Source organism: Aliagarivorans marinus DSM 23064 (assembly GCF_000429485.1).
Taxonomy (GTDB): Bacteria; Pseudomonadota; Gammaproteobacteria; order Enterobacterales; family Celerinatantimonadaceae; genus Aliagarivorans; species Aliagarivorans marinus.
Window position 1 is genome coordinate 1 of sequence record NZ_AUBY01000023.1, and the last position, 12,456, is coordinate 12,456.

13 protein-coding genes are annotated in these 12,456 nt (G+C 55.8%); 9 read left to right on the forward strand and 4 right to left on the reverse strand.

The features are described from left to right. The coding region (gene tnpA / locus G461_RS0110815) for an IS200/IS605 family transposase (RefSeq protein WP_026971857.1) at positions 1 to 232 on the forward strand (232 nt) is incomplete at its 5' end. A gap of 84 nt (positions 233 to 316) precedes the next feature. Here the strand turns inward: tnpA and nfuA are convergent. Beyond that, positions 317 to 895 carry a Fe-S biogenesis protein NfuA gene (gene nfuA / locus G461_RS0110820; protein ID WP_026958360.1) on the reverse strand — a complete coding sequence of 193 codons (579 nt, stop codon included), beginning with the start codon at positions 893 to 895 and terminating at the stop codon, positions 317 to 319. A gap of 73 nt (positions 896 to 968) precedes the next feature. Beyond that, entirely contained in the window at positions 969 to 1,685 is a 717-nt protein-coding gene (locus G461_RS0110825; protein ID WP_157360289.1) for a ComFC family protein, read from the reverse strand. Positions 1,686 to 1,715: 30 nt separating this feature from the next. On the opposite strand from G461_RS0110825, the gene bioH reads away from it, so the two are divergent. From bioH to G461_RS0110840, 3 genes are all read left to right on the forward strand, one after another. Further along, a complete protein-coding gene (gene bioH, locus G461_RS0110830; protein WP_026971859.1) occupies positions 1,716 to 2,492 on the forward strand; it encodes a pimeloyl-ACP methyl ester esterase BioH in 777 nt (258 codons plus the stop codon). Positions 2,493 to 2,707: 215 nt separating this feature from the next. After that, positions 2,708 to 2,941: a hypothetical protein gene (locus G461_RS0110835; protein WP_026958357.1), complete on the forward strand. Its 234-nt coding sequence runs from the start codon at positions 2,708 to 2,710 to the stop codon at positions 2,939 to 2,941. Continuing rightward, on the forward strand, positions 2,941 to 3,885 hold the full coding sequence (locus G461_RS0110840; RefSeq protein WP_026971860.1) for a putative metalloprotease CJM1_0395 family protein: 945 nt from the start codon (positions 2,941 to 2,943) through the stop codon (positions 3,883 to 3,885). Before G461_RS0110835 ends, G461_RS0110840 begins: the two co-directional genes overlap by 1 nt. Positions 3,886 to 3,897: 12 nt before the next feature. Here G461_RS0110840 and G461_RS0110845 read toward each other — a convergent pair whose 3' ends face one another. Then, on the reverse strand, positions 3,898 to 6,216 hold the full coding sequence (locus G461_RS0110845) for a Tex family protein (protein WP_026971861.1): 2,319 nt from the start codon (positions 6,214 to 6,216) through the stop codon (positions 3,898 to 3,900). Positions 6,217 to 6,599: 383 nt separating this feature from the next. On the opposite strand from G461_RS0110845, the gene galE reads away from it, so the two are divergent. The 4 genes from galE to yfcE all read left to right on the forward strand — a co-directional run bounded on the left by galE (position 6,600) and on the right by yfcE (position 10,536). Then, positions 6,600 to 7,625: a UDP-glucose 4-epimerase GalE gene (gene galE / locus G461_RS0110850; RefSeq protein ID WP_026958354.1), complete on the forward strand. Its 1,026-nt coding sequence runs from the start codon at positions 6,600 to 6,602 to the stop codon at positions 7,623 to 7,625. A 14-nt stretch (positions 7,626 to 7,639) separates the two neighbouring features. Beyond that, entirely contained in the window at positions 7,640 to 8,695 is a 1,056-nt protein-coding gene (locus tag G461_RS0110855) for a UDP-glucose--hexose-1-phosphate uridylyltransferase (RefSeq protein WP_026971862.1), read from the forward strand. Positions 8,696 to 8,703: 8 nt separating this feature from the next. After that, positions 8,704 to 9,864 (forward strand): galactokinase, encoded by a 1,161-nt coding sequence (gene galK / locus G461_RS0110860; RefSeq protein WP_035480070.1) that lies wholly within the window; start codon positions 8,704 to 8,706, stop codon positions 9,862 to 9,864. 129 nt (positions 9,865 to 9,993) lie between these two features. Next, the gene (gene yfcE, locus G461_RS0110865; protein ID WP_035480071.1) at positions 9,994 to 10,536 is read left to right on the forward strand and encodes a phosphodiesterase; all 543 of its coding nucleotides are present in this window, start codon (positions 9,994 to 9,996) and stop codon (positions 10,534 to 10,536) included. A gap of 68 nt (positions 10,537 to 10,604) precedes the next feature. On the opposite strand, the gene G461_RS0110870 is transcribed toward yfcE, so the two are convergent. Then, positions 10,605 to 11,675, reverse strand: a complete 1,071-nt coding sequence (locus G461_RS0110870) for a porin (RefSeq protein WP_026971865.1) — start codon at positions 11,673 to 11,675, stop codon at positions 10,605 to 10,607. 196 nt (positions 11,676 to 11,871) lie between these two features. Between G461_RS0110870 and greB the strand changes: the two genes are divergently transcribed. Next, positions 11,872 to 12,351, forward strand: coding sequence for a transcription elongation factor GreB (greB, locus tag G461_RS0110875; protein ID WP_026958349.1), 480 nt, complete (start codon positions 11,872 to 11,874; stop codon positions 12,349 to 12,351). Positions 12,352 to 12,456 lie beyond the last annotated feature (105 nt).

The following is a 12,456-nucleotide window of genomic DNA, read 5'->3' on the forward strand; positions in this document are numbered from 1 at the left end:
CCTGAGTGTTTCAGAGTATGTAGGCTTCGTGAAAGGAAGAACCGCGATTAGGTTGTTTGCGAAGTTTCCTTACTTGAGAAAGAAGAAACTGTGGGGTAATCACTTTTGGGAAAGAGGGTACTTCGTTGACTCCGTTGGGGCGAACGAAGACATAATCAGGCGGTATGTCAGGCATCAAGACAAGGTAGAGAAAGAAGAGCAAGAACGCCAGATGTCACTAGAAATGCAGTAGTATAGGTGAGCCCCCTTCTAGGGGGCCGTGTCAAAGCCACCTGCTCAGCAGGTGGATTTTTTACTGGGCGGAAAGCGTGTTCGCTTAGTAGTAGGAGTGCTCGCCCGCTTGGTGTTCGGTAATATCGCGCACGCCGGTTAGCTCACCCGGGAACATTTCCAGCAGCTGCTTCTCAATGCCCTCTTTAAGGGTCACATCGACCATCGAGCAGCCATTACAACCGCCGCCGAACTGCAGTACCACAACGCCTTCGTCGGTCAGCTCCAGCACGGTCACGTTACCGCCGTGGGCTGCCAGGTTGGGGTTAACCTGCGATTGAATCACGTACTCAACACGTTCGATCAGCGGCGCGTCGTCGTCGACCTTACGCATCTTAGCGTTAGGCGCTTTCAAGGTTAGCTGCGAGCCCACCTTATCGGTGACGAAGTCAATCTCAGCGTCTTCCAAGAACGGCGCGCTGGCGGTATCGATCATCGCATCAAAGCCGTTGAATGGCACCTTGATATCGTCTTGGTCGATGGAATCGGGTGGGCAGTAAGATACACCACACTCGGCATTAGCGGTGCCGGGGTTTACCACGAATACGCGGATCTGGGTACCTTCAGGCTGTTGCTCCAAGAGTTTGGCAAAGTGTTCCTGAGCTGTCTCAGAGATGGTGATCATATTTACCTCTAATACCTGAGTAGTTTACTTGGGTTTAATTGTACTGGTTTTGCCAGAGCAGGGCTAGCGAAGATTATTTAGGGGTACGGGCGATAGCCCATACCTCAACGCGCTGCACGCCGGCCTGCTTGAGCTGCTGTGCTAATACGTCTGCAGTACTGCAAGTGGTCACCACGTCATCGATCAGGATTACGGATTCAGGTAGGTCGCCTTTAAGTAAGCGGAAGCTGCGGCCCAATGCGCGGCGGCGGGCACGCCCCGAGAGCTTCACTTGGGCCTTGCCAAGGCGGTGACGGCGAAACAGGCTGCGCAGTGGTTGCCGGTGGTAGCGAGCAAGTTCGCGCGCCAGCAGTTCGCTTTGGTTAAAGCCGCGCCGCCACTGCTTCCAGCAATGCTGCGGTACGAAGGTGAATTCTATACGCTCACTTGGAAGGTGCTGAGCGCAGTGCTGCCACAACAAGTGGGCAAGCGGTCGAGCCAAGTGTTGTTGACCGCCGTATTTAAAGCGTTTGATCAGTGTATCCAAGGGCCACTGGTAATCACCCAGTACCCGCACCTTGTCGAAGTGGCGCGGGTAGCGTTGGCACTCGCCACAGATACCTGCTGTGCCCATCTCGATGGCGCAGCACTCGCAGCGCGCCAGTCGCTCCGGCTCTAGCAGTTTCAGGCAGCTATAACATATCCCCGCCGAGAGTTTCGCTGAGGCCCCATCCACAGGTTGATGACAAACGCTGCAGCGCAGCGCCGTCTGTAGATGATGATTCAAACTCAGCCTGAGGCTAGGTAACATAGATGTTTTCTCCTCTAGCATGCAGTGTAGATGACAGCGTTACATAGTGAAGTACAAGGAAGCGGGCCCGACTTAGTGTTGCTCCACGGTTGGGGCATGAACGGGGCGATTTGGCACAGTGTCGAAGCGCGTTTGGCCGAACATTATCGGATCCATATCGTGGACTTGCCGGGCTTTGGCCACAGCCCATGGGATAGCTCGCTGAGTCACCTCAGTGACATCGCCCTGCAGGTGCGCAACGTGGTGCCAGAGCATGCAGTATGGATGGGCTGGTCGCTCGGTGGATTGGTGGCCAAGCAGGCCTGCCTGGATTTCGGGTCGCAGATCCGCGCCCTTATCACTGTTGCCAGCAGCGCTCATTTTGTGGCGAAAGAGAACTGGCCGGGCATCAAGCCCGAGGTGCTTAAAGGCTTCTCGGCCGGGCTACAGGCGGATTTCTCGAAAACGCTGCGGCAGTTTTTAGCGATTCAGGCGATGGGCAGTGCCAATGCCAAGCAAGATATTAAGTTACTGCGCCAGCAGCTGGAGAGCCGCCCGCAACCGCAGCTGCAAGCTTTAGAGCTAGGGTTGAACCTATTGCAGGAGAGCGACCTGCGCGCTCGCCTCTCCGAGATTGTGGTGCCGTGGCTGCAGATCTTCGGCCACAGCGATAGCCTGGTGCCACGGCAAGCCCGCGAATCCCATGGCGCGCTGCATGGCAATATCGAGCAGTGCGTCCTGCGCGGCTCCTCCCACGCGCCCTTTGTGAGCGAACCTGAGCAGTTCTGCGTAGAGGTAAATACCTTCCTCAGATGGGTACTGGTTTAACACTAATCCACATAAGTAACGGAGCATTCTTGCTGGTTAAAATCATTGATGACAGCGTCAGCGCTTTTGTAATTAGCCCACTAGTTACTGCAAGCGCTTCCTCGTCCTCAATGATTTTCTCTGCGCAATAACTGATCAGTTACCTATCTGGATTGGTGTATAAATGAACATCTTGCTAGAATTAAAGGTCGGTAGGTTATTTTTCTGGAGGGCTTATGCGGGTTGATGCGGGAAGCAGTGGCTTTCAAATCATCCAGAAAGCCAGTCAAACGGTCACCCAATCAGCGCAGAATCTCGCTGAAGTGGCGGCTGGGCGCGAGCCTCAGCAAGGCGAAGTGGTTAAGTCCTTGGTCGATATGACCCAAGCCGAGCTCTACGCCAAGGCGGGCGCTAAGGTCATCCAGACCGAATCCGCCATGATGGGCAGCATACTGGATATCGAAGCCTGATGAATATTAACGTCACCTTACCCAATGTGTTTCCGAACACCCTGCAGGTGCCCACCGAGTCTGCTCGGCGCGACAACCTGCAACGGGAGGTGATTGCCCAGCCCAAAGAAAGCCAAGCCTACAACCGCGAGCGTGAGGTAGGCTCCGATCAAGACCGCTCCAAGCCCCGCCAAGTTCTGCAGCACACCCAACAAGAAGGTCAGCACGAGCGAATCAATCCGCGCGAGCAAGAGCAGCGTCAGGCTCAAGATCGCCAACAAGGCGAGCAACGCGGTGAACAGCAAGGCCAGCAAGAGCAACAAGGTCAGCAGCGCCAGCAAGGCCAGCAGCAAGGCTTTAGCGATACTGAGCAGCAGAAACTCGCCGAGCTAAAAGCCCGCGATCGCGAGGTGCGCACCCACGAGCAGCAACACCAAGCGGTGGGTGGCCAGTATGCCAGTGCACCGAGCTACGAGTTTGAGCGTGGCCCCGATGGTAAGCAGTATGCGGTAGGGGGCGAGGTCAGCATCAGCACCTCCGAGATCCCCAACGATCCCGAGGCGACCATCGCCAAGATGCAGCAGGTGGAGCGCGCAGCCCTTGCTCCCGCCCAGCCATCCAGCCAAGACCGCCAAGTAGCGGCTCAGGCCCGTGGAACCCAGATCGAAGCGCGCCAAGAGCTGCAAGCTATGCAGCGTGAGGAACAAGGCGAGCAGCTACAGCACTCACAAGCGCCGCGGCTGTTCCCCTCTGATGAGCAGCCGTCTACATTGGTTCCTGGATCGCAGCCGAGCGATGTCAGTGGCCTGCAGCCAGATGAGAAGCAGCGGGTATTAGCCGGAGAGTTACGCCAGCGCTATCCCGACCTCAGCGAGCAGATGCAGCAACGCCAGCAAAGTATCTCCCAGCGTTATCAAAGCACCGGGCAGTTCCGCCCAGAGAGCATCCTCTCCCTGAGCGCTTAGTCCTTACCCTCTCTATTTCCTTTTTGCGTTAGCAAAGGCATCGGCAAAGGCCGAGTTGAGCTGAGCCGGTTTGTTGCCGCCTGAGCGCTGGCCTTGATGGCGACTCGCCCCGCCATGTGGCTTGTTGCTGCGCCGTGGCTGGGCACTGGCATTACTGCCGCCGCTTTGCACTTCGTCGTCCATTCGCATACTCAGGCCGATGCGTTTGCGCGGCACGTCCACTTCCATCACCTTGACCTTGACCACATCGCCGGCCTTTACCACTTGGTGTGGATCCTTGACGAACTGATGCGACAGGGCCGAGATATGAACCAGACCATCTTGGTGCACGCCGATATCCACAAAGGCACCGAAGTTGGTGACATTGGTAACCACGCCTTCTAAGCGCATGCCGGTCTTGAGGTCTTTAAGGGTTTCTACTCCATCCTTAAACTCGGCGGTGGTGAACTCAGGGCGCGGGTCGCGGCCGGGCTTTTTCAGCTCGCTGATGATGTCTTTGACCGTCGGCAGACCGAAGTTGTCATCGGTAAACTGCTGGGGATCGAGCTTGTTCAGCACGCTGTCGTTGGCTACCAGTTGCTGGATGTCCAGCTGGCAGTGCGAGGCAATTGCCTTGACCACTGGGTAGGCCTCAGGGTGCACCGCCGAGCCATCCAGCGCATTGTTGCCGCCATTGATTCGCAAAAAGCCGGCACTTTGCTCGAAGGCTTTAGGGCCAAGGCGCGCTACCTTTTTGATCTGGCTGCGGTTGGCAAAGGCGCCGTTCTCGTCGCGGTAGGCCACGATATTGTCGGCGATGGTTTGGTTGAGGCCGGCCACCCGGCTAAGTAGCGGCGCGGAGGCGGTATTCAGATCCACCCCTACGGCGTTTACACAGTCTTCCACCACGGTATCTAGCTGTTGGCTTAGCTGAGTCTGGCTAACATCGTGCTGGTACTGGCCAACGCCGATGGATTTAGGGTCGATCTTCACCAGCTCGGCCAGCGGGTCTTGCAGGCGACGGGCAATCGATACTGCACCGCGTATGCTTACGTCCAGATCCGGGAATTCTTTGGCGGCCAGCTCCGAGGCGGAGTAGACCGAGGCGCCGGCTTCGCTGACCATCAGCTTTTTCAGCTTAGGGATCTGCAGCAGTGTCAGTAGCTCTTTGGCAAGCTTATCGGTCTCCCGAGAGGCGGTGCCGTTACCGATGCTGATCAGCTCAACATCGTGGCGTTTCACCAGCTCGGCAAGGGTCGCCAAACTGGCCTGCCATTGGTTTTTCGGTGCGTGCGGGTAGATGGTGGCCATATCAACCAGCTTACCGGTGGCATCGACCACTGCGACTTTCACTCCGGTACGCAGGCCGGGATCGAGCCCCATGGTGGCCTTGGTGCCTGCCGGTGCGGCCATCAGCAGATCGTTAAGGTTGCGCGAGAATACATCGATAGCGGCGGTTTCGGCGCGCTCGCGCAGTGCGTTTAATAGCTCGGTCTCCAGCGAGAGCTTGAGCTTCACCCGCCAGGTCCATTGCACTACGCTGGCCAGCCAGGCATCGGCGGGACGTTGCTGTTGGCGGATCCCGGTGTGCTCGGCAATCAGGTATTCCGCCGGGTGAGAAGCGCCTTCTTCGCCGATCACAAGGTTAAGCTGTAACACCCCCTCGTTGCGGCCGCGTAGCATGGCTAACGCGCGGTGCGATGGCACCTTGCTTAGCGCTTCGCGATAGTCGAAGTAGTCCTGGAACTTCTGGCCGTTTTGCTCTTGTCCGGGGACTACGCTGCTTTGAAGCTCACCGTCGCGATTGAGCAAGGCGCGTAAGCCTGCCAGCAAGCCGGCATCCATGGCAAAGCGCTCCATCAGGATAAACTTGGCACCGTCGAGGCAGGCCTTGCTGTCGGCGAATCCGGCTTCGGCATCGATAAACGATTGGGCTTCGCTTTCCGGGTTAAGCTCTGGCTGTGCAAACAGGCGATCCGCCAGCGGCTCTAACCCGGCCTCAATGGCGATCTGCCCCTTGGTACGGCGTTTCGGCTTATAGGGGAGGTACAGGTCTTCCAGCTCGGTCTTGCTTTCGCAGTCGCTGATTTGCTTTCGCAGCGCGTCGCTGAGTTTGCCTTGTTCATCGATGGATTTGAGGATGGTCTCGCGGCGTGCCTGTAGTTCGCGCAGGTAGCTGAGGCGTTGCTCCAGCTTACGTAGCTGGGTGTCATCCAAGCCGCCGGTCACCTCTTTACGGTAACGGGCAACAAAGGGAACGGTGGCGCCTTCATCAAGCAGCTGGGTGGCTGCGTTGACTTGTTGGGCCTTGGCGCCGATCTCCTCGGCGATGATCTTGGCGATGTCTTGCATGATGCTTATCTGTCTAAACCCTTCACTGGGCGGGGGCATCTATCATAGTGGCTTTGCCCGGCGCTGCAAGCCTGCTGCTTGGCTCTTGTTGTGTGCTTACACAAAAACTTCACCTAGTGACGAATAACCTGTGATAGCGTTTTCCCTTCAAAAGTCTGTCATTCGGCCTAAGCCATCCACCAGAAATCGGGGTTCTACGGGTAATTACCGCGTACTTATAAAATTATCTGTGGCTATATTGATCTTTTGGGGTAAACGTTTACACTTTGCGATAGTGATCACAGCGGCGAGCTTAGGTAGGCTGATAGAATTGGCCTCAATACTAGGGTACAGAGCCCTTGGAGGTCGTAGTTTTTGACCTTACTAATTAACAGGAGTGGACTGTGAAAGTTCTGGTAACGGGTGGAATGGGCTATATCGGTAGCCACACATGTATTCAAATGATTGAAGCCGGCATGCAGCCGATCATCGTGGACAACCTGTGCAACAGTAAAGCGACCGTGCTGGCGCGCGTCGAGAAACTGAGTGGCGTACAGCCGCTGTTCTATCAGGGCGATATCCGTGACCGCGAGTTGCTCAAGCGCATCTTCAGCGAGCACGACATCGACTCGGTGATCCACTTTGCCGGTTTGAAGGCGGTGGGTGAATCAGTGGCCAAGCCGCTGGAATACTACGACAACAACGTGCACGGCTCTTTGGTACTGGCGGAAGTGATGCGTGATGCGGGCGTGAAAAGTATCGTATTCTCCTCTTCGGCCACCGTCTATGGCGACCCGGAAGAGATCCCGATTAAAGAGACCACCGCAGTGGGCGCAACCACCAACCCTTACGGCCGCAGTAAGTACATGGTGGAAGAGTGCTTCCGCGATATGCAGCACGCCGACCCTGAGTGGAGCGTGACCTTGCTGCGCTACTTTAACCCGGTTGGCTCGCACCCATCAGGGGATTTGGGCGAAGACCCACAAGGTATTCCTAACAACCTTATGCCGTTTATCGCCCAGGTGGCGGTAGGTCGCCGTGAGCAGCTATCCGTGTTCGGTGACGATTACCCAACCGTAGATGGCACCGGTGTACGCGATTACATCCACGTGATGGATCTGGCCGACGGCCACGTTGCGGCCCTCAAAGCTGTAGGTGCCAAACAAGGTCTGCACATCTACAACCTGGGTACCGGCCAAGGCAGCAGTGTACTGCAGATGGTAGAGGCCTTTGCTCAGGCTAGTGGCCAGCCGATCCCTTATCAAATTTGTCCGCGCCGCCCCGGTGATATCGCCGAGTGCTGGGCAGACCCAAGTAAAGCTGAAGCCGATCTCGGTTGGAAGGCCACCCGCAGCGTTGCGGATATGGCCGCCGATACCTGGCGTTGGCAATCCAATAACCCTCAAGGCTATCCCGATAGCGAAGACTAGTTTTAGGTAGAAGTATGTCATTAGATACAGAGTTCGATGCGACAGAACATCCGCATCGCCGATACAACCCGCTTACCGGGCAATATGTACTGGTGTCTCCGCACCGGGCCAAGCGCCCATGGCAGGGGCAGGATGAAGCGCCAGAAGAGTCAGAAGCTAAGTCCTACGATAGCGAATGTTTCCTGTGTGCAGGTAACACCCGGGTATCTGGTGACGTAAACCCAGACTACAAAGGCACCTTTGTTTTCAGTAACGACTTTGCTGCCCTGCAGCAAGATACCCCCGACGTGCCAGAGAGTGGTGACCCGCTGTTTCGCGCTGAAAGTGCTCGCGGCCTGAGCCGGGTGCTGTGTTTCTCTGAAGATCACAGCCGCACCCTGCCAGAGCTGAGCGTACCCGCGATCCGTGGTGTTGTTGATACCTGGGACGAGCAAGTCTCTGAGCTGGGTAAAGACTACCTATGGGTACAGGCGTTTGAGAACAAAGGTGCGATGATGGGCTGTTCGCAGCCGCATCCGCATGGCCAGATCTGGGCCAACAGCTTCTTGCCAAACGAGATTGCCCGTAAAGACGTATTGCTGCGTGAATACTACGAGCAAAACCAGCGCAACCTGCTGGAAGACTACGTCGCTCGCGAGATGGAAGACGGTGCCCGCACCGTGGTGGAGACCGAACACTGGCTGGCAGTGGTACCGTACTGGGCGGCTTGGCCGTTCGAAACCATGCTGATGCCTAAAGCCACCGCGCGCCGTTTTGAAGACCTGAGCGAAGCGCAGCGCGACGACTTAGCGCTGGCACTGAAAAAGCTGACTTCACGCTACGACAACCTATTCAAGTGCTCATTCCCATACTCTATGGGCTGGCACTATGCGCCGTTTTTCAAAGATGGCGAAGGCATTGAACACTGGCAGCTGCATGCCTTGTTCTACCCACCACTACTGCGCTCAGCCAGCGTACGTAAGTTTATGGTGGGCTACGAGATGTTGGCAGAAAGCCAGCGTGACCTCACCCCAGAACAAGCTGCTGATCGCCTGCGTGCGGTTAGCGATGTGCATTACAAAGATCAATAGGTCGTATCATGAGCAAGCAACAACAACTGGTTAACGCTGTATCCAGCAGCTTTGAAAAAGCGTTCAGCTATGCCCCAGCCAGCCTGATCCAGGCGCCGGGCCGAGTCAACCTGATCGGTGAGCACACTGACTACAACGACGGCTTTGTACTGCCTTGTGCCATTGACTATCAAGCGGTCGTTGCGGCTAGCCGCCGTGATGACAAGGTGGTGCGTGTTGTATCGGTGGATTATGACGATGCCCAAGACGAGTTCCGCCTTGACCAAGAGATTGAGTTTGTCGAAGGCAAGATGTGGGCAAACTACATCCGCGGTGTGGTGAAGTGTCTGTTGGCCCGTGGCTACCAGTTCGCTGGCGCCGATATCTCGGTGAGCGGTAACGTGCCACAGGGCGCAGGCCTGAGCTCGTCCGCTGCGCTGGAAGTGGTGATCGGCCAAACCTTCAAGACCTTGTACAACCTGAGCATCAGCCAGCAAGAGATTGCCCTTAACGGCCAGCAGGCTGAGAACGAGTTTGTGGGCTGTAACTGCGGCATCATGGACCAGCTGATCTCAGCCGAAGGCAAGCAAGACCATGCCCTGCTGATCGACTGCCGTAGCTTGGAAACTCGCCCGGTAGCCATGCCTACCGATCTGGCGGTGATGATCATCAACTCCAACAAGAAGCGCGGCTTGGTAGACAGCGAGTACAACACTCGCCGTGAGCAGTGTGAAGAAGCCGCCCGCTACTTCAAGGTGAAAGCGCTGCGTGATGTGACCCTCGAGCAGTTGGAAGCCGCCAAGTCAGAGATCTCTGAGCTGGTGTACAAGCGCGCTCGCCACGTTATCACCGAGAACACCCGCACCGAGCAAGCCGCCGATGCGCTGGCCAAGGGTGACAAGGTTGTGATGGCGAGTCTGATGGCTGAGTCGCACGCATCGATGCGCGATGACTTTGAAATCACCGTTAGCGAGATCGATACCTTGGTAGAGATCGTCAAAGACGTAGCCGGCGAAGATGGCGGCGTGCGTATGACCGGCGGCGGCTTTGGTGGCTGCGTGGTATCGCTACTGCCACTGGATAAAGTCGAAGCTGCGCAGCAGGCTATCGAGCAACACTATTTTGCTAAGACTGGCTTGAAAGCCGACATCTACGTATGTCAGGCCAAAGACGGTGCTGGTGAAATCTAAAGCCTTGGGAGCTATACCCCAACCCTAATTAGCAATCCTAGTTGTTTACGCTACCCACTTTGGGTAGCGTTTTTTTTACCCATCGCTTTTTTGTTACCATGGCGGCGGAAATGTAACCGGGGGATACCTATGTATTTTGTTTGTTCAGATATTCACGGCGACGCTGCGGCGCTTAAGCTAGCCCTTGAGCGCTTCGAGCAAAGCGGTGCGCGTTATCTGTTGAGTCTGGGAGATTTGCTTAACCACGGCCCGCGTAATCCCTTGCCCGAGCATTATCGGCCTCTGGAATGTGCCGAGATGCTTAACCAGTATCGTAAGCAGATCATTGCTGTGCGCGGCAACTGCGACAGCGAGGTGGATCAAGCGCTGTGTGAGTTTCCGATACTCAGCGAGTACAACCAGCTGCTAGTGGGAGAGCGCCGCCTGTTCTGTTGTCACGGTCACACCTATAAAGCCGATAAGCTGCCACCGCTGAGCGAGGGCGATGTGTTTGCCTCGGGCCACACCCATGTGCCAGTGGCAGAAAAACAGCAGTCGCTGTACCTGTTTAACCCAGGTTCTATCTCGATGCCGCGCCAGCAGTGGGCCGCCAGCTATGGGCTGATTGATGAGCAGGGTATGCGCGTTTGCAGCTTGGAGGATGGCAAGGAGTTGCTGTCCTGCGCCTTTTAGTTTTAGGGCGATAGCTTGCGGGAAATAAAAAGGGCGCCACTGGGCGCCCTTATCGATCAACGTCGCGCTTAGAACGCGTAGATCAGGTTAATACCGCCGCCGCTCTCTTCACGCTTGCCAGCGCCAAGGTCGTTCAGGTTGTAGCGGTTAAGTTCGATAGAGGCAATCAGGCCATTGGCGATGGCGTATGACAGACCACCGGCTACGATGTCGCGGTTACCGTGGGCATTCACACGGGTATCATCGAAATCAATGCTCGAGTAGTAGAAGAACGGACGCAGACCGTTGCTCATGTTGTACTCAACCCAGATATCCCAGGCATCGGCATCGGCCCACTCGCCGTGACCGAAGTTGTACAGGTCGGCTTGATGGATCTTATCACCCATGGTGTAGGCACCGGCCACACGCAGGCCTGCCAGCTGGTATTCACCGGCAAAAGTCAGGGCGCGCTGCTTGTCGCCATCAATCAAGCCTTGGTTGTCGCTGCCGCTAACACGCACTTTGTTCTCAACAAAAGCCACACCCAAGCTCAGGCCAAACTGGCTGTCGTAGCTTAGTGAGGCACCGTAGTTGTTCTTGCGCGAGATATCACCGGTGTAGCCATCGGCGGCAAAGCCATAGTGAGCAGCAATGTTGAAATCGGCAACGCTCATGCGGTAGGCCATCAGGTTGTCACCACGACCGGTTGCGGCGAATGCACCGTCGGCACCTTCTGAGTAGATAGGCGTTGCATCTGGGTCGATGAGAATCATGTTGTCCATGTAACGGGCAACGTCGTGGTAGGCTGACCACTGCTTACCGAAGCTCAGGCGGCCCAGCTCTTCGTGGCTGGCTTCAACAAAGGCCAAGCGGTTACGGAAGTTGCTGCTGGACGAGTTTGGTGAGTTAGAGAACTGATCCCACTCAAATTTTCCACTTAGTACCCAGTTGTCACCCATTTGGCGGTGTGCTGCCAGGTTTAAAATGCTACGGTTCAGGCTTAGCTGAGTGTCATCGTGGTAAAACTGGTTGTGTGCGTCCAACACAAGTACGCCACCTAGTTCCAGACTGTTTTGCTCGTCTTGGTAGATGACTTGTGCGTGCGCTTGGCTAGCCAGTACTGCGCCGGCTACCACTGCAGAAAGTGCGTTAAGTTTCATGTTACTTAGTTCTTTATCTTGGTTTGTGGATGTGTTGCGGGGTTGTGTCCCGTTATTAAGCCATATATTGAACAATAAAACTACATAATGGCTATGTTTTAGTTGTGAGTGATGTCTACATCACTTTTGGCCGAGCAGGATCAGGTCCGTGCCTCTGGCAGCACCGTAGAGAGAAACACATAAGAGAGAGTGATTAATGCGTACGTCGATCGTGACCCGCGAGGGCTTTGAGCGGCTCAAACAAGAGCTGGACTGGCTGTGGAAAGAGGAACGCCCCGAGGTGACCAAGAAAGTGGCCTGGGCGGCTAGCCTTGGCGACCGCAGTGAGAACGCCGACTATCAATATAACAAAAAGCGCCTGCGTGAAATTGACCGCCGGGTGCGTTACTTGCGCAAGACACTGGAGAAGGTCAAGGTGGTCGACTATTCGCCTGTACAGGAAGGTAAAGTGTTCTTCGGTGCGTGGGTCGATATTGAAAATGAGCAGGGCGAGCAGCGCAGCTTTCGAATTGTTGGCTACGATGAGATCTTCGGGCGCAACGACTATATCTCGGTGGACTCGCCGATGGCGCGGGCGCTGCTGCAAAAGGAAGTGGATGATGAAGTGATCGTACGCACCCCGGAAGGCGAGAAAGAGTGGTGGGTGGTGGCGATCAGTTATAAGCGGGAGCAGTGACGCTCTATTTATGAATTATTTTCAAGTTGACCTAGGTGCAACTTAAATTTCGTTGACAATAAAAAGGCGGTTCCGCATATTTGGATGTATGGACGTCTATATGTC